General features: G+C 65.7%; 15 protein-coding genes. 8 read left to right on the forward strand and 7 right to left on the reverse strand.

What is annotated here, in order from left to right; all coding sequences use genetic code 11:
- Positions 1–133 precede the first annotated feature (133 nt).
- From kdpC to kdpF, 6 genes are all read right to left on the reverse strand, one after another.
- A complete protein-coding gene (gene kdpC / locus C8J98_RS12870) occupies positions 134–709 on the reverse strand; it encodes a potassium-transporting ATPase subunit KdpC (RefSeq protein ID WP_107913591.1) in 576 nt (191 codons plus the stop codon).
- 11 nt (positions 710–720) lie between these two features.
- Positions 721–2,139, reverse strand: coding sequence for an outer membrane beta-barrel protein (locus C8J98_RS12875; protein WP_107913592.1), 1,419 nt, complete (start codon positions 2,137–2,139; stop codon positions 721–723).
- 74 nt (positions 2,140–2,213) lie between these two features.
- Positions 2,214–2,402, reverse strand: coding sequence for a hypothetical protein (locus C8J98_RS12880; protein ID WP_107913593.1), 189 nt, complete (start codon positions 2,400–2,402; stop codon positions 2,214–2,216).
- 12 nt (positions 2,403–2,414) lie between these two features.
- The gene (gene kdpB, locus C8J98_RS12885; RefSeq protein ID WP_107913594.1) at positions 2,415–4,493 is read right to left on the reverse strand and encodes a potassium-transporting ATPase subunit KdpB; all 2,079 of its coding nucleotides are present in this window, start codon (positions 4,491–4,493) and stop codon (positions 2,415–2,417) included.
- 3 nt (positions 4,494–4,496) lie between these two features.
- On the reverse strand, positions 4,497–6,218 hold the full coding sequence (gene kdpA / locus C8J98_RS12890) for a potassium-transporting ATPase subunit KdpA (RefSeq protein ID WP_107913595.1): 1,722 nt from the start codon (positions 6,216–6,218) through the stop codon (positions 4,497–4,499).
- Positions 6,215–6,307, reverse strand: coding sequence for a K(+)-transporting ATPase subunit F (gene kdpF, locus C8J98_RS12895; protein ID WP_107913596.1), 93 nt, complete (start codon positions 6,305–6,307; stop codon positions 6,215–6,217). The genes kdpA and kdpF overlap by 4 nt, the downstream gene beginning before the upstream one ends.
- Between kdpF and C8J98_RS12900 the strand changes: the two genes are divergently transcribed.
- Positions 6,306–6,488: a hypothetical protein gene (locus tag C8J98_RS12900; RefSeq protein WP_107913597.1), complete on the forward strand. Its 183-nt coding sequence runs from the start codon at positions 6,306–6,308 to the stop codon at positions 6,486–6,488. The genes kdpF and C8J98_RS12900 overlap by 2 nt on opposite strands.
- A gap of 190 nt (positions 6,489–6,678) precedes the next feature.
- On the opposite strand, the gene C8J98_RS12905 is transcribed toward C8J98_RS12900, so the two are convergent.
- Complete coding sequence (locus C8J98_RS12905; RefSeq protein WP_107913598.1) at positions 6,679–9,081, reverse strand: prolyl oligopeptidase family serine peptidase; 2,403 nt, start codon at positions 9,079–9,081, stop codon at positions 6,679–6,681.
- A gap of 83 nt (positions 9,082–9,164) precedes the next feature.
- Here C8J98_RS12905 and C8J98_RS12910 point away from each other — a divergent pair, with 83 nt between their 5' ends.
- The 7 genes from C8J98_RS12910 (at position 9,165) to C8J98_RS12940 (ending at position 15,968) form a co-directional block, all read left to right on the forward strand.
- Entirely contained in the window at positions 9,165–11,267 is a 2,103-nt protein-coding gene (locus tag C8J98_RS12910) for a prolyl oligopeptidase family serine peptidase (protein WP_107913599.1), read from the forward strand.
- A 112-nt stretch (positions 11,268–11,379) separates the two neighbouring features.
- Positions 11,380–11,784 (forward strand): DUF350 domain-containing protein, encoded by a 405-nt coding sequence (locus C8J98_RS12915; protein ID WP_199229908.1) that lies wholly within the window; start codon positions 11,380–11,382, stop codon positions 11,782–11,784.
- A 10-nt stretch (positions 11,785–11,794) separates the two neighbouring features.
- Entirely contained in the window at positions 11,795–12,289 is a 495-nt protein-coding gene (locus C8J98_RS12920; protein WP_107913600.1) for a hypothetical protein, read from the forward strand.
- Positions 12,289–13,389, forward strand: coding sequence for a glutathionylspermidine synthase family protein (locus tag C8J98_RS12925; protein WP_107913601.1), 1,101 nt, complete (start codon positions 12,289–12,291; stop codon positions 13,387–13,389). The genes C8J98_RS12920 and C8J98_RS12925 overlap by 1 nt, the downstream gene beginning before the upstream one ends.
- 101 nt (positions 13,390–13,490) lie before the next feature.
- Complete coding sequence (locus C8J98_RS12930; RefSeq protein WP_107913602.1) at positions 13,491–14,159, forward strand: alpha/beta hydrolase; 669 nt, start codon at positions 13,491–13,493, stop codon at positions 14,157–14,159.
- Between the two features lie 44 nt (positions 14,160–14,203).
- On the forward strand, positions 14,204–15,271 hold the full coding sequence (locus tag C8J98_RS12935) for a histidine kinase (protein ID WP_107913603.1): 1,068 nt from the start codon (positions 14,204–14,206) through the stop codon (positions 15,269–15,271).
- Positions 15,249–15,968, forward strand: a complete 720-nt coding sequence (locus C8J98_RS12940; protein ID WP_107913604.1) for a LytTR family DNA-binding domain-containing protein — start codon at positions 15,249–15,251, stop codon at positions 15,966–15,968. Before C8J98_RS12935 ends, C8J98_RS12940 begins: the two co-directional genes overlap by 23 nt.
- Positions 15,969–15,976 lie beyond the last annotated feature (8 nt).

The raw sequence follows: 15,976 nt of genomic DNA on the forward strand, positions 1-15,976 counted from the left end.
CATGAAGCGAAGGGTAGCCGATGGGCCGGGGCAATCTGGTTTCGCCGATGAATCGGCTCCCACAGAAGAGCCGGTGCCGATGCTCACTGTGGGAGCCGCTTCAGCGGCGATGGGGTTGCCGAGACGATGGGCGTTACCGCGCCGCCTCATCAACCGCCAGATTCAGCTTCAAGACATTCACCCGCGGCTCGCCAAGCACGCCAAGCTGGCGACCGGCTGTACTCGCCGCAACAAGCTCCCGCAGCTTCGCCGGGTCGAGATGGCGCGCGCGAGCAACGCGAGCCAGCTGGTACTCGGCTGCAGCCGGGCTGATTTCCGGATCCAGGCCGCTGCCCGAAGCCGTCACCAGGTCCACCGGTACGGCGGCCCTGTTGGCCGGATCAACCTCACGCAGCGCGGCGATGCGATCGTTCGCCGCCTTGGTCAGGGCAGGGTTGGTCGGGCCAAGGTTCGACGGGGTGGACGCCGCGCCATTGTTCGGGGCCGGCGTCGTCGCCGACGGGCGGCCCCAGAAGTAACCGGGCGCCGTGAACGACTGGCCGATCAGCTCGGAGCCGACCGGTTTGCCGTCACGTTCGACCAGGCTGCCCCCGGCCTGGTGCGGGAACAACAGGGCGGAGAGCCCACCGACCACCGCCGGATAGGCCACGCCGGTGACCGCGGTCATGAGCAGGAGCAGGACGATGGCGTTACGCAGCAGGGTGGTCATGGTGGTTTACCTCAGTAGTGCCAGATAGCGTCGACAACCGCAGTTGCCTGGTAGTCCTTGCGGCCACCGTCGTATGCGTCGACGTCGTACGACTTGTCGTAACGGATCTCGGGACGGATCTCGAGGTCCGGGCTTACCCAATGGGTGAGGCCGAGCGTGTGGCTGGTGTACTTTGTCGGGAAGCCGGTGCGCTGGCCCTTCTGGTCGTTATAGAACTCGTTGCGGAAGGAGATCATGTTCTTCGGATCGAGTTCGACGTTGAAGTAGTTCACGATGCCGTACTCGGCGGCCTTGCCCGCCAGCGGCGAAGAGCCGGCGACCTTGGGGTCGAAACCAGCGCCGTAGCCCTGGATGTTGCGGCCGTACATGTAGTAAGCCTCGGTGAGGATATGCACGTTGTCGCTGAAGCGATGACCCCAGGTCGTCACGTACATCTGCACGTTGTTGTAGTTGTAGTCCGAATTATTGAAGCTGTTCACACAGGGGTAGAGCATGTCGTTGTTGTCGGACGACACGTAGCGCACGCAGGCCTGCAGGGTCGGGCGTGCCGAATGATTCCACACGGCGGTGTCGTTGCCGCCGTTCACGCCGACCTGCAATGTCCATTGCTGGTTGAGGCGCGTCGTGGTCATCACACCCATCTGCGTATACGGATCAACCGTGTAGAGAATCGAGTGGGTTACCAGGTAGTTGTTCGGCGAGAACTGGGCCTCGATATCCGGCAGCGACAGCCAGCGACCGATGCGAATGTCCATGCCCTCGGCAACGTGCGGCAAGTAGATATCCCCATAGAACAGCATCGGGTCGTAGCCGTAGATCTTGCCGTTGAGCGGCTCGTTCGGCTTGGGATTGTTCAGAAGCTGGTTGCTGAGGACACCCTTCGCCGTGGTGAAGTGGTAGTCGTACCCATAGAGGTTGTCGAGGTGGAAGCCCCAGTCCACGTGATCGGTCTGCACGGTGTCGGCCAGACGCTCGATGCGGAACAGGGCCTGGTTGAACTCGACGCGATTGGGACGCACCGCATACGACACCGGATAGTTCGTATGCGAGGACGTGCTCAGGTTGGCCGACGCATTGAGCCAGCCATAGACCTCGATGCGGTTGTCCTTCATCCACGAGCCGACGCTGGTGCAGGCGAGTGCCTTCTCGAGCGGATACTGCGAATTCAGATTGGGCACGCCAATCGGATAGGCGACGCCGCCTAGCTGCCATTCCGCCGAGGGGAACGGCGGTGACGAGAACGGCGAGGCAAGCCCGCGGCGTGCCGGCGCCTCAGCGTTGGGGTCGGCGGGCTGGGCGTCTTCGCGGTAGGCAGCGGCGAAGCGCGAAGCAAAACCCTTGGAGCAATCGTCACTGCCCGAGGCCATGGCCTTGGTGACAGGTGCGAGAGCGCAGATAGCGGCGAGGAGAGCATAACGAGTGGTACGCATGGCGTTTGACCGATCCCTCTCGGGACCCCTTTATCGGTGGAGTTAGTGGGTTGTGCCTATCAGGAGCGGGTGTTTCAGATGCCGGCGTAGCCGCCGAGCGTGTATTCGTCGTCGTTGGGTGGCGTGACCGGAACGATGCGCGGCTTGATCGTCGCGACCGGCGCGGCTGCAACGGCCGCTCCGTGTTCCGGGGCGACCACCCGGACTTCCATGTCCAGGTCGGCGTGGTCTTCAATGAAAACGGTGAGCTTCACGGAATGCATGGGGAGCCTCGGTCAGGCCAGTCCGAGCAGGACCAGCAACATGTCGATCAACTTGATGCCGATGAAGGGCACGACGATGCCGCCGAGTCCGTAGACGAGCAGGTTGCGACGTAGCAGCGCGCCGGCACCGAGCGCGCGATACGCCACGCCCTTGAGCGCGAGCGGAATGAGACAGATGATGATCAGGGCGTTGAAGATCACCGCCGACAGGATCGCGCTGCGCGGCGTGGCCAGGTGCATCACATTGAGCGCGTTGAGCGCCGGGTACGTCGTGGCGAACGCCGCCGGGATGATCGCGAAGTACTTGGCGATATCGTTGGCGATGGAGAACGTGGTCAGCGCGCCGCGGGTGATCAGCATCTGCTTGCCGATGGCCACGACCTCGATCAGCTTGGTCGGATTGGAGTCCAGGTCGACCATGTTGCCGGCTTCTTTGGCCGCTTGCGTACCGCTGTTCATGGCCACGGCCACGTCGGCCTGGGCCAGCGCCGGTGCATCGTTGGTGCCGTCGCCGCACATCGCCACCAGGCGGTTCTCGGCCTGCATGTCGCGGATGAGCTTGAGCTTGGCTTCCGGCGTGGCCTCGGCGAGGAAGTCGTCCACGCCGGCTTCGGCGGCGATCGCGGCCGCGGTGAGCGGATTGTCACCGGTGATCATGATGGTGCGGATGCCCATCTTGCGCATCTCGGCGAAGCGCTCCTTGATCCCGTCCTTGACGATATCCTTGAGTTCGACCACGCCCAGGGTCAGCGAGCCGTCGACCACGATCAGCGGGGTCGCGCCACGACGGGCAACGTCCTCGGCCATGCGACGGACCAGCGGCGGAAGGTGGCTGTCCTGCGCGTCGAGATAGCGCTCGACGGCATCCATCGCGCCCTTGCGGATGTGACGGGCGCCGACGTCCACGCCACTCATGCGCGTCTGCGCGGTGAACGGCACGAACTCGGCGCGACGGTCGTCGTGGCGGCGCTCGCTGACGCTGACGCTGATGTACCTCGCGGCCAGGGTGACGATACTGCGGCCTTCGGGCGTTTCATCGGCGCGCGAGGCGAGCTCGGCGGCTTCGGCGAGTTCGCGCTCTTCGATGCCCGGCGCCGGGTAGAAGGCCACGGCCTGGCGATTGCCCAGGGTGATCGTGCCGGTCTTGTCGAGCAGCAGCACGTCGACGTCACCGGCGGCTTCGACGGCACGACCCGAGGTGGCGATGACGTTGGCGCGGATCATGCGATCCATGCCGGCGATGCCGATGGCCGAGAGCAGCGCACCGATGGTGGTCGGGATCAGGCAGACGAGCAGGGCGATGAGGACGGTCAGGCTGATCGGCTCGCCCGCACCGGCGGCCTGCACGCTGTAGATCGAGTACGGCAGCAGGGTGGCGCAGGCCAGCAGGAAGATCAGCGTGAATTTCGCCAGCAGGATCGTCAGCGCGATCTCGTTCGGTGTCTTCCGACGCGACGCGCCTTCGACCATCGAGATCATGCGGTCGAGGAAGCTCTCACCCGGGTTGCTGCTGATACGCACCACGAGCCAGTCGGAGAGCACGCGGGTACCACCGGTCACTGCACTGCGGTCGCCGCCTGATTCGCGGATCACCGGCGCGGATTCACCGGTGATCGCGCTCTCGTCCACGCTGGCCGCGCCAATCACGATCTCGCCGTCACCCGGCACGATATCGCCGGCTTCGACGAGCACGTAGTGATTAAGGCGAAGCTCACTGGACGGGGTGAACACGACCGGCGCGTTGCGGTCGGCGGAAGCGAGCTTCTTCGCAATCACGTCGCGACGGGAGCCACGCAGCGCGTCGGCCTGGGCCTTACCGCGACCTTCGGCCAGTGCTTCGGCGAAGTTGGCGAACAGCAGGGTGAACCATAGCCACAGGCTGACCCAGAAGATGAACGCGGTCGGCGCTTCGGCGTGGCCGGCGAGGGCCTGGCACCAGAGCAGCGTGGTCGCCACGCTGCACACGAAGACCACGAACATCACCGGGTTGCGGAACTGCAGGCGCGGCGACAGCTTGCGGAACGAATCGCCGAGGGCGCGGATCACCAGCGCACGATCGAAACCGCGCGGAGTATGGGCTTGGGAAGTCATGAATCAGTGGCCCGTGGCGGACATCAGTTGTTCGGCGATCGGCCCGAGGGCGAGTGCCGGGAGAAAGGTCAGTGCGCCGACGACGATGACGACGCAGGCAAGCAGTGCGACGAACAGCGGTGTATGCGTCGGCAGCGTGCCGGCGGTTTCCGGCACATGGCCCTTGGCAGCCAGCGAGCCGGCCATGGCGAGCATGGCGATGGCCAGCGGGAAGCGGGCGAGGAACATGCAGATGGCGAGCAACACGTTCCAGAAGGGCGTGTTCGCCGACAAGCCACCGAATGCGCTGCCGTTGTTGTTCGACGCCGAGCTCACCGCATAGAGGATCTCGCTGAAGCCGTGCGCACCCGGGTTGGCGACCGCCGCCGTACCGGCCGGGGTCATCACCGCGATCGCTGTACAGATCACCACCAGGGCACAGGGAATCAGGACGGCAAGGCTCGCCATCTTCATCTCGTGCGCTTCGATCTTCTTGCCGAGGTACTCCGGCGTGCGGCCAACCATCAGCCCGGCGATGAACACCGCGACCACGGCGAAGGCGAGCATGCCGTAGAGACCCGAACCGACACCACCGAAGATCACTTCGCCCAACTGCATCAGCCACATGGGCACGAGGCCACCGAGCGGCGTAAGCGAGTCATGCGCGGCGTTCACGGCGCCGCAGGACGCGGCCGTGGTGATCGCGGCGAACAGACCGGAGGCGGCGATGCCGAAGCGGGTTTCCTTGCCTTCCATGTTGCCGCCGGCCTGTGTGGCCGAAGCCTGCGCGTCGATGGCGAGTCCGTGCAGCGCCGGGTTGCCGGCCTGTTCGGCGGCGACGAGGCCCAGCGTCAGCGGCACGAAAATGAGCAGCATGGTGGCGAGCAGCGCCCAGCCCTGGCGGCGATCGCCGACCATGCTGCCGAAGGTGTAGCAAAGTGACGCCGGAACAAGAAAGATCGCCAGCATCTCGACGAAGTTGGAGAACGGCGTCGGGTTCTCGAACGGATGCGCGGAGTTGGCGTTGAAGAAGCCACCACCATTGGTGCCGAGCATCTTGATCGCGATCTGCGAGGCCGCCGGCCCCATCGGCAAGGTCTGCTGGCCGTGCTGCAGGGTCGCGACGTCCACATAGGCCGACACGTTCTGCACCACACCCTGCGAAACCAGCAGCAAGGCGATCACCAGGGAAAACGGAATAAGCACATAAAGCGTGGCGCGGGTCATGTCGACCCAGAAGTTGCCCACGGCTGCGACACCGCGACGGCTGAAGCCACGGATCACCGCGATCAGCACGGCGATACCGGTCGCCGCCGAGAGGAAGTTCTGCACGGCCAGGCCGATCGCCTGGGTGAAGTAGCTCATCGTCGACTCACCGGCGTAACCCTGCCAGTTCGTGTTCGACGCGAAGCTCACGGCGGTGTTCATCGCCGAATCGGGCGTGATAGCGCCGAAGTGCTGCGGGTTCAACGGCAGCCACTGCTGCGTGCGCTGGAGAATGTAGACGACGGCAAGGCCGGCCACGTTGAATACCAGCATGGCGATGGCATAGCGCTTCCAGCTCATGTCCTCATCGGCGCGGATGCCGGAAAGACGATAGAGCAGGCTTTCGGCACGTGCGCCGAAGCGGTTCACGCGATTAGGCGTATCGGCGAACACCTGGGCCATGTAGTGGCCCACGGGCTTCACCAGCACCAGGAGGACAGCCAGATACAGGCCGACCTGGAAGAAGTCGTTCGCGGTCATTCGAACCACTCCGGCTTCAACAGGGCGACGCAGAGGTAGCCAACGAGGGCTACCGCCACCACGGTGGCGATGAACAGGACGGGAGTCATGACAGGTTCCTCAACGGCGACCGAGACGGTCGCAAATCATGAGGAAACCGATCGTCACCGCCGTAAGGACGACAACGAGAAGAACGTACAGGAGTTCCACGGGGGCATTCCGTCGGAGAAGACGGCGTATTGTTCTCCCCTGGCGATATTTCTTGCGTATCGCGCCCCGCGTGGCGCGTAAAATCTGCGTAAAGTCTCCACGCAGCGGCGTTTGTGGGAGCCGATTCATCGGCGAAAAGCCAACGAAGCGGTTTAGCCGAACGCCCCCTCGCCGATGAATCGGCTCCCACAGAAAGCATCGCCGATAAACCGGCTCCCACATGGCATCCGTAACCCTGTGGGAGCCGATTTATCGGCGATGGGTGCCGGCCTTACTGGTGCAGGTTCTGCTGGAACAGCTCGTCGATGCGGCAGTATTCGTCGTACCAGGAATCCGGGTGCACGAAGCCGTGCCGCTCCAGCGGGTACAGCGACATCCAGAAGTTTTTCTTATGCAGCTCGATGAACCGCTGGTACAGGCGGACCGTGTCGCTGGCCAGCACGTTGTCGTCGATCAGCCCGTGCTCCATCAGCAGCGGATCGGCGAGCTTGTCCGCGTACATGATGGGCGAGCTGGTGGCATACGACTCGGGGTCGAGCTGGGGGTCGTTGAGTATGTTGGCCGAGTACTCGTGGTTGTAGCTGGTCCAGTCGGTCACCGGGCGCAGCGCCGCACCAGCGGCGAACTCACCCGGTGCACGCAGCAGCGCCATCAGGGTCATGAAGCCGCCATAGCTGCCGCCGTAGATGCCCACGCGCTTCGGGTCCACGTGCTGGTTCTTCACCAGCCAGGCCTTGCCGTCGAGCAGGTCGTCCAGTTCCGGGTGGCCCATGTTGCGGTAGATCGTCGTGCGCCAGTCGCGGCCATAGCCCTTCGAAGCCCGGTAGTCCATGTCGATCACGACGTAACCGCGCTGCACCAGCAGGTTGTGGAACATCTGCTCGCGGAAGTACGACGGATACGACAGGTGCACGTTCTGCAGGTAGCCCGCACCGTGGACGAAGATCACCGCCGGCCGCGAGGCGGCGGCAGCATCATTGGCCGGGCCGTAGAATTTCGCCCAGATCGTCCCCGCGCCGTGACTGGAGGGCACCTGCACGATCTTCGGCGCGATCCACTCACGAGCCTTGTAGCCAGGCTTGCGCGTGTCGGTGAGCTCATGGGCGGCCGAGCCGTCCACGCCGATCGTCGCCAGCTGCGAGGGCACGTACGACGACGAGTGCAGGACGGCGAGCGAACGGCCGTCCGGCGACAGGGCGAAATCGTCCAGGCCTTCGAAGTGCGTGATGCGGGTCAGTGCGCCGCCGGTCGAAGGCACGCTGTAGATGTCGTAGCTGTACGGCGCGACCTGGTTGGTCCGCACGTAGAACGTCGCGCCATCCGGGCTGAGCACCGGGTGGTCGGTTTCGAAGCGACCGCTGGTGAGAGCTGTGGCCTTGCCCCCCAGCGGCCGTGTGTAGAGCTGCGCGAAGCCGGATTCCTCGCTGAGATACCAGAGCGTGCGGCCGTCGCGCAGCCAGCCGAAGTCGTTGCCGTCCCAATTGATCCAGGCCTTGTCGGTCAGCCGGTGCTGGTTGAGCAGCGTGTGCTTGTCGAAGTCGACGGTGGCGATCCAGCGGTCCTTGTTGTCGATCGCACGCAGCTGCACCGCCACGTTGTGGCCATCGTCGCTCCAGACGATGCCCGGGCTGTACTCGCCGTTGACGATCACGGGGCGGACCTTCGGCGCGGCGAGTGCGTCGGCGCGGTCGCCCTTGCCGTCCTTGCGCAGCGCGGCCATGGTCTTCGCGCGCAGCTCGGCAAGCGGATCCTCGCCGATGCCCGGGAGCTTCGCGGTGTCGAGGTTGAAGCTGGTGTGCGAGTGCAGGTCCAGCAGGCGGAGCGACTGCGGCGCCGGAGCGTTACGGCCGACATAGACGCGCGTCGCTTCGGTTTCGGCGTAGCCGGAGTCGGTCACATAGTGGGTGAGGTCGGCGATCTTGCCTTCCTCGGCGTCCTTGGCCTGGGTGACGACCAGCATCCAGCGGCCGTCCGGCGACAGCGAGGTATCGGTCACGGTCACGTTCTTGCCCAGCCAGAACGGCTGGGGTGCCTGGCCAGGATCGGCGGCGGCGAGCGCCTCGGCGTCGGCGGTCACGGCATCGTCGTCCGCGCGCAGGCCGCGCAGCGTCTTGAAGATGGCCTGCTGGTCGTCCTTGAGGTCGTCGGACTTCTTCGTCTTCGGATCGTCCTTCTCTTCGAGCAGGGCCGCCGGGGTTACCGGGCCGCCAGCAATGGCGTAGGTAAACCAGTTGTTACCACTGCGGAAGGAGAGCAGGCGGCCATCCGCGGAGAAGCGCGGGTCGCGTTCCTTGGCCGCCGAACGGGTCACCTGCACCGTGGTGCCGGTACCAAGGTCGCGCAGGAAAATGTCGCCATGACGAATGAAGGCTGCATGGCGATGGTCACGGTCGAACACCCCCTTCGTGCCGTCGGCGCCGGCGGCGGCCTTGGGGTCGAGCTGCTGGGGTGAGCCACCGGTGGCGGCGACGCGGTAGAGATCGCGCACGGGGCTGCCGTCGTGCTTGAGCGAGTAGTAGAGCTGACTACCGTCGACGCTCCAGTAGGCGTCCTCGACCGGTGCGCCGATCCAGTCCGGGTCGGCCATGATGGTTTCCATGTCCAGAGGCGGCGGCGCGGCGAAGGCCGGCGCGGTGGCGAGGATGGTGAGCAGGGCGGCGGCGAGTACGCGCATCGAACGTTTCCCGGGTCTGGCAAATCGGTCGAGGATAGCGCGCCTTTGCTACGCTCGGGTCCCGTCCACCGGAGTCGTCCCCCATGCGCGTACTCGTTCCCCGCCTGCTCGCCGCGAGCCTGCTCGTTGCCTGTGGCGCCCACGCCGCCACCCCCAGCCCGCCGCCGACCCCAAAGCACGTGGTCGCCGAAACTCTCGCCGGGCAGCCGGTGAACGATCCCTACCGCTGGCTGGAGAACCCCGACGCGGCGGACGTGAAGAAGTGGATCGACGCGCAGAACGCCTATACGGAGTCGACCATCGGCGCGATGCCGCTGGGCAAGACGCTGAGCGCGCGCATTCGCGAACTGGCGATCACCTCGACCACACGCTCGTCGCCCACGCTGGCCGGCGGCACGCTGTTCTATTTCGAGAACACGCCGCCACAGCCGCAGCCGGTCCTGGTCGCCAAGGCCTGGCCGGACGGCCCGACGCGCACCCTCGTCGACCTCAACCAGGGTGACGGCAACACCGCCATCACGGAGTACTGGCCCTCGCCGAGCGGCCGCTACCTCGCCTACGGTACGGCCGAAGGCGGTAGCGAGCTGACCACCATCCACATTCTCGACACCGCCACGGCCAAGCCATTCGGTGACGTTCTCCCGCTGGCCGGCGGTGGCACCACGCCGCAAGCGCTGGCCTGGGACGCGGACGAAAAGGGCGTGACCTACGCGCGCTTCGAAGCGCCGAAGGCCGGCCAGGCCCTGCGCGAGTTCGACGCCGTGCTGGCGCATCACACCCTCGGCGAGCCCGCCACGAAGGACCGCACGGTGTTCGGCAAGGGTTACTCGCACGTCGCCGAATACATCCTGCTCGAAGGCAGTGCAGGCAAGTCCGTTGCGCTCCTCGCCAACGAAGGCGACGGCGGGCCGGCCGAGGTTTACCTGCGCGAAGGCAAGGGCAACTTCGCCCGCGTGCTCGGCCATGACGCGGACGTGCGTTCGGCCGCCTGGGTGGGCAACCGCCTCTTCGTGGTCAGCTTCGCCGGTGCGCCGCGCGGCAAGATCGTTGCCGTGGCGGCCGGCGGCAAGACCAGCCCCGTACTCGACCAGGGCGAGGGCGCTATCCAGCGCGTGACCCCGCTGGGCGATGGCTTCCTGGTCGTGCGCAGCGCCGGCCCCGACTGGTGGGCCGACCAGTACGACGCCAAGGCAGGCTTCGTGCGTCGTGTGCCGTTGCCGGCCACCGGCGTGGCGATCGGCGGCATCGCGTCGGAGTCCGGCCAGAACAAGGCTTTGATCGCCTACGCTGGCTGGACCACGCCGACGCACTGGGCGGAATACGACGGTGCCAGCGGCTCGCTGAAAACGATCTTCGAAGTGAAGCCGGCTGCCGACTATTCGAAGGTGCGCGTCACCCGCGTGGACGGTGTCTCGAAGGACGGTAGCAAGGTCCCGGTCACCGTGATCTCGATGGATGGCATCACCCCCAACGGCAAGCGCCCGACCATTCTCTACAGCTACGGCGGCTTCGGCATTCCGGTAACGCCGGGCTTCGTCGGCGCCAATCTCGCCTGGCTCGAGCGTGGCGGCGTGCTGGCTTACGCGAACATCCGTGGCGGCAACGAGTTCGGCGAGGCCTGGCACGAGCAGGGTCAGAAACTGCACAAGCAGAACGTGTTCGACGACTTCTACGCCGCGGCGCAAGCCATGGTCTCGTCGAACTGGACCGACACGAAGCATCTCGGCATCCTCGGCGGTAGCAATGGCGGCCTGTTGATGGGCGCGGCGCTCACCCAGCATCCCGAGCAGTACCGCGCCGTGGTCGGCGCCGTCGGCATCTACGACGTACCGCGCCACGAGACCGCGTTTGCTAACGGGCCGTACAACGTGAGCGAGTACGGCACGGTGAAAGACGACGCGCAGGCCAAGGCCACGCTGGCCTGGTCGCCGCTGCATAACGTGAAGAAGGGCACCGCGTATCCAGCGGTGCTGCTGACCACCGGCGCGAACGATCCGCGCGTCGCCCCGTGGCAGTCGCGCAAGTTCGCCGCCTCATTGCAGGACGCCACCACCTCCGGCCAGCCGGTGTTGCTGCTGACACGCATGAATGCCGGGCACGGTATCGGTGCGCCCTTCAGCCAGCGCGTCGGTAATGCGGCGCTGTCGATGACGTTCTTTGCTACCGAACTGGGTCTCGGGGAGTAAGAACATCGCCGATGAATCGGATCCTACAAAAGATGCAATACGCTCTGTGTAGGAGCCGATTCATCGGCGAAGGGTGCTTGCGAAACACACACACTCATACAAGGAAGCGTTCGTGATCGTCTCGGACCTGTTCACCCTGCCGGCCTTCGTGGCGTATCTCGCCCTGGGCATCTTCTACTTCGTCGCCTTCGTGGTGACCTACATCTGGATCACGCCCCAACGCGAAATGGCATTGATCCGCGACGGCAACCTCGCCGCGGCGATCAGCCTTGGCGGTGCGGCCCTCGGCTTCGTCCAGCCCCTGGCCAGTGCCATCGCGCACAGTGTGAGCCTCGCGGATCTTGCCCTGTGGGGCCTGGTCGCCTGGGTTGTGCAGTTACTCACCCACTTCGTGCTTCGGTTGCTGGTGCGTGACCTGCGCCGGAAGATCGAAGAGGACGTGAGGTCGGTCGCCCTGTTCGTCGCCATCGTCGCGGTCTGCGTCGGTGCGTTGAACGCCGCTGCGATGTCCTACTGAGGTCGATCGCATGGCAAACAAAGGGAAGTCGAAGTCTGTCGTCAAGCCGAAAGCACCCGCGCTCAATCCTGTCAGCAAGTATCGCCACCCCTCGTTCTACCCCGAGCAAGAGCCGCTGACGCGAAAGCGTACGGTCGCCATTACCCTTGGCGTGCTCGGCGCGGCAGCCGTTGGCTTTGCCACCCTCGGCGGCAAGGACGTGCAACGCAACAGCTACAACTCGCAGGAAGACTGTGAGCACGACTACGCGACCGGCCAGTGCACACGCGACCAGCCGGTCGGAGGCACCGGGAATGCGGGTGGCGGAGGCTACGCGGGTGGCTACCACTACTACGGCCCCTGGTACCGCAGTGACTGGCGCAGCGGTCCCATCAAAGGCGATCCCGGCCCCGGCCGCAGCTACGCTTCCGGCGGTGGTTTCACTGGCCATGGTCCCAGCGGATTCGATTTCGGAAGCCGCGGTGGTTTCGGCTCGAGCGGCCGCGTGTCCGCGCGGGGCGGCTGATGCGCCGCGAATCCATCGCACCTCGCGAAGGCTGGCAAGGCAAGGTCGAGGCGCTCGGTTTCGGCTTCCACACGATCGACGGCCAGGCCTACTGGCGTGAAGATGCGTGCTATATGTTCGACGAAGTCGCCGTGGACATGCTCGAGGCGGCTACGGCGGAGCTGCACGGACTCTGCCTCGAAGCAGTCGATCGCATTGTCCGTGCCGGCCGCTACGCCGACCTCGGTCTCGACGACCGCGCCGCGCAACTGATCGAGCGCAGCTGGTTCGACCGCGATCCCGCGCTCTACGGTCGCATGGATCTCTCCTTCGATGGCCACTCGCCGCCGAAGCTCCTTGAGCACAACGCCGACACGCCTACGTCGCTTTTCGAAGCGTCCGTGGTGCAGTGGTACTGGCTGGAGGATGTCGCGCCCGATGCGGATCAGTTCAACTCCATTCACGAGAAGCTGATCGAGCGCTGGCGCGTCGTCGGCGGTGGACCGCGCGTGCACTTCGCCGCGTGCTACGACAACCCCGAAGACGCGACGACGTGCGACTACCTGCTGGACACCTGCACGCAGGCGGGCCACGTGGTAGATGCCCTCGACATCGAATCGATCGGCTGGTCCGGCAAGGCCTTCATCGACCTTGCCGACCGGCCGATCGACCGGCTGTTCAAGCTTTATCCGTGGGAATGGTTGATGAGCGAAGCATTCGCCCAGCATATTCCCGCAAGCGGCACACGGTGGATCGAGCCACCCTGGAAGATGCTGCTCTCCAACAAGGCGATCCTGCCTATCCTCTGGGAATACTTTCCGCGACACCCGAACCTGCTTCCTGCAAGCCTGCGCCGCGAGGACATCGAAGGCGCCGCGGTGGCGAAGCCGTATTGGGGCCGCGAAGGCGAAGGCATCGTTGTACTGGATTCCCATGAGCGCGGGTCGGAGTCGCCGTTCCAGATCTATCAGGCACTGGCGCCGTTACCTGTCTTCGATGGCAAGCATGCACTGGTCGGCTCCTGGGTTATTGGCGATGTACCCGCGGGTATCGGTATTCGCGAAGACGGTGATCGAATTACCCGTAATACGAGCTGTTTCGTCCCGCACTTGTTCAGATAGTCGTGCGGGACGAAGGTTGCGGGCAAGGGCATCGCCGATGAATCGGCTCCTACATGGAGGCTGCCGTGTAACATGTTCGATCGCACCCAGGAATTCCCGCCATGCCGTTGCCTACCGTCGAAACTGAAACCAGGCCATCGCCGACCTGGTCGGTCATCTGGCTGCATGGGCTCGGTGCCGATGGCAACGACTTCGCGCCGATCGTGCCGGAACTGGTCGACGCGGCATGGCCGGGCGTGCGGTTCGTCTTTCCACATGCACCGGTGCGCGCGGTGACCGTGAACAACGGCGCGCCGATGCGCGCCTGGTACGACATCAAGGGTCTCGCCATCGCCGACAAGCAGGATGCCGAGGGCATCCGCGCCTCCATCGAGGAAGTCGAAGCGCTGATCGCGCGCGAAGAAGACCGCGGTGTCCCCGCTTCGCGCATCATCCTCGCCGGTTTCTCGCAGGGCGGCGCGATGGCCCTTTCAGCGGGGCTGCGCCACCGTGAAACGCTGGCCGGGCTGTTGATCCTTTCGGCTTACCTGCCCCTGCATGACACGATCGAAGCCGAGCGTGCCGGCGCGAACCACAGCACGCCGATCTTCTGGGGTCACGGCACGGCCGACCCCATCGTTCCGCTGGTGCTCGGCGAGCACTCGCGGGAGGCGCTCGAATCGCTCGGCCACCGGATCGACTGGCACACCTATCCGATGGCCCATCAGGTCAGCCTGCCCGAAATCGCCGACGTGCGTGCCTGGCTGACCGAGCGCTTCGCCGACGCGTGATCGTGTACTCGTCGGTGTGAACGGGCATCCGGCATACTCGCCGCATGCCCGTCACCCCCTCCCAGACGACCGACGTTCCGCAGCCGCCATCGGCACCGCTGCCGGATTTCTGCAGCCTGCCGGTGCTGTTCGCCCTGCTTGTCGTGGGCGCGCTGACCGTCACGCTGATGTGGCTGGCGCCCGGCGGATCGGGCAACCTTCGCGATTACTGCATCGCCGTGCTCTTCACCAGCTGGCTTTCGGTCCTGCTGACCGTCTTGCTGTGCAAGCTGCGCACCGGCATGCAACGCCTGAACGGCCTGCTTCCCTATGCCGCTGTCTGGCTGCTGCTGGTCGCGACCGTCGGGATCAGCGCGGCGGTGCTGGGCTGGATGGACCAGAGCCTCACCGTCGGCATCACGCCCTCGCCGACCGGCCGCTTCGTGCGCGACAGCATGGTCGCTACCGGCCTGCTCGGTGCGGGCCTGCTGCGTTACTTCTTCGTCGTCGCGCAGTGGCAGGTACGCGTGGCCGCGGCGGCGCAGGCGCAGGTCGCCGCCCTGCAGGCGCGCATCCGTCCGCATTTCCTGTTCAACAGCATGAATGCGGTGGCCGCCCTGATCCGTGTCGATCCGGACGCCGCCGAGCGCACCGTCGAGAACCTCGCCGAGCTGTTTCGTGCCGCACTGGGCAGCGACCCGGAATCCATCGGTACGCTGGGCGAAGAATGGAACCTCGTCGACCGCTACCTGGACATCGAGTCGCTGCGCCTCGGTGATCGGCTCCGCGTGGAACGCGATATCGACGTGCCCGTCGAACTGCCCATGCCGCGACTGCTCCTGCAACCGCTCGTGGAGAACGCCATCCGCCACGGCGTGCAGCCCAACCGTGCCGGTGGCACGATCCGCCTCCTGGGACGCAGGGTTCCCGGCGGCGTCGAAATCGTCGTCGACAACCCTGTCGCCGACGGTGCGCCCACGCCGGGTACGGGTCATGGATTGCGCAACGTCCGCGAACGCGTCCGCTTTCACTACGGCGCGCGCGCCAGCGTACGGGTGGACACCCTGGCCGATCGTTTCATCGTGACCGTTTTCCTGCCGGAGTCCGCGAATGCGCGTACTGATCGCCGATGACGAACCGCTCGCACGGGCACGGCTGGATTCGTTGCTCGCCCGTCGCGCCGATGTCGAGGTGGTCGGCAGCGTGGCCGATGGCGAAGCCGCGCTCGAGGCCTGCGCTTCGCTGCAGCCTGATCTGATCCTGCTCGACATCGAGATGCCCGGTCTGGGCGGCACCGCCGTGGCACGTCGTCTCGCCGAGGCGCCGACGCGCCCGCAAGTGGTTTTCTGCACCGCCTACGAGCAGCACGCGCTCAGCGCCTTCGACCTCGGCGTCACCGATTACCTGCTCAAGCCGGTGCGCGCGGAACGCCTGGACGAGGCACTCGATCGTGCGGCTGCCCGCTTGCGGCCAGCCCCAGCCCCAGCCGCACAGCCGGCCTGGTTGCGTGCGCGCAGTGGCGCCGACGAAGTGCGCGTGCGCCTGGACGATGTGCTTTACCTGCTGGCCGACGAGAAGTACGTGGCCGTGCACCATGGCGGCGGCATGTGGCTGATCGACGAGTCCCTGCGCCAGCTCGAGACCACGCACGGTGACCGGCTGGTCCGCCTGCATCGCAACTGCCTGGTGCCGCGCGGTCGCCTGCTTGGCCTGCGAACGCTGAGCGATGGCCGCGTGCTGGCCCGTCTCTCCGGCACCGAGGTCACGCCCGAGGTGAGCCGGCGCAACCTGCCGGCCGTGCGCCAGCTGCTGCGTACCGACGCCGACTGAGCGTGCAC

Origin of the sequence: Luteibacter sp. OK325, assembly GCF_003050935.1 — a bacterium.
Taxonomy (GTDB): domain Bacteria; phylum Pseudomonadota; class Gammaproteobacteria; order Xanthomonadales; family Rhodanobacteraceae; genus Luteibacter.

Excerpts from the sequence above, each read along its gene's own strand:
- kdpC (WP_107913591.1), bottom strand. The coding sequence starts at position 709 with ATGACCACCCTGCTGCGTAACGCCATCGTCCTGCTCCTGCTCATGACC.
- C8J98_RS12875 (WP_107913592.1), bottom strand. The coding sequence starts at position 2,139 with ATGCGTACCACTCGTTATGCTCTCCTCGCCGCTATCTGCGCTCTCGCA.
- C8J98_RS12880 (WP_107913593.1), bottom strand. The coding sequence starts at position 2,402 with ATGCATTCCGTGAAGCTCACCGTTTTCATTGAAGACCACGCCGACCTG.
- kdpB (WP_107913594.1), bottom strand. The coding sequence starts at position 4,493 with ATGACTTCCCAAGCCCATACTCCGCGCGGTTTCGATCGTGCGCTGGTG.
- kdpA (WP_107913595.1), bottom strand. The coding sequence starts at position 6,218 with ATGACCGCGAACGACTTCTTCCAGGTCGGCCTGTATCTGGCTGTCCTC.
- C8J98_RS12900 (WP_107913597.1), top strand. The coding sequence starts at position 6,306 with ATGACAGGTTCCTCAACGGCGACCGAGACGGTCGCAAATCATGAGGAA.
- kdpF (WP_107913596.1), bottom strand. The coding sequence starts at position 6,307 with ATGACTCCCGTCCTGTTCATCGCCACCGTGGTGGCGGTAGCCCTCGTT.
- C8J98_RS12905 (WP_107913598.1), bottom strand. The coding sequence starts at position 9,081 with ATGCGCGTACTCGCCGCCGCCCTGCTCACCATCCTCGCCACCGCGCCG.
- C8J98_RS12910 (WP_107913599.1), top strand. The coding sequence starts at position 9,165 with ATGCGCGTACTCGTTCCCCGCCTGCTCGCCGCGAGCCTGCTCGTTGCC.
- C8J98_RS12920 (WP_107913600.1), top strand. The coding sequence starts at position 11,795 with ATGGCAAACAAAGGGAAGTCGAAGTCTGTCGTCAAGCCGAAAGCACCC.
- C8J98_RS12925 (WP_107913601.1), top strand. The coding sequence starts at position 12,289 with ATGCGCCGCGAATCCATCGCACCTCGCGAAGGCTGGCAAGGCAAGGTC.
- C8J98_RS12930 (WP_107913602.1), top strand. The coding sequence starts at position 13,491 with ATGCCGTTGCCTACCGTCGAAACTGAAACCAGGCCATCGCCGACCTGG.
- C8J98_RS12935 (WP_107913603.1), top strand. The coding sequence starts at position 14,204 with ATGCCCGTCACCCCCTCCCAGACGACCGACGTTCCGCAGCCGCCATCG.
- C8J98_RS12940 (WP_107913604.1), top strand. The coding sequence starts at position 15,249 with ATGCGCGTACTGATCGCCGATGACGAACCGCTCGCACGGGCACGGCTG.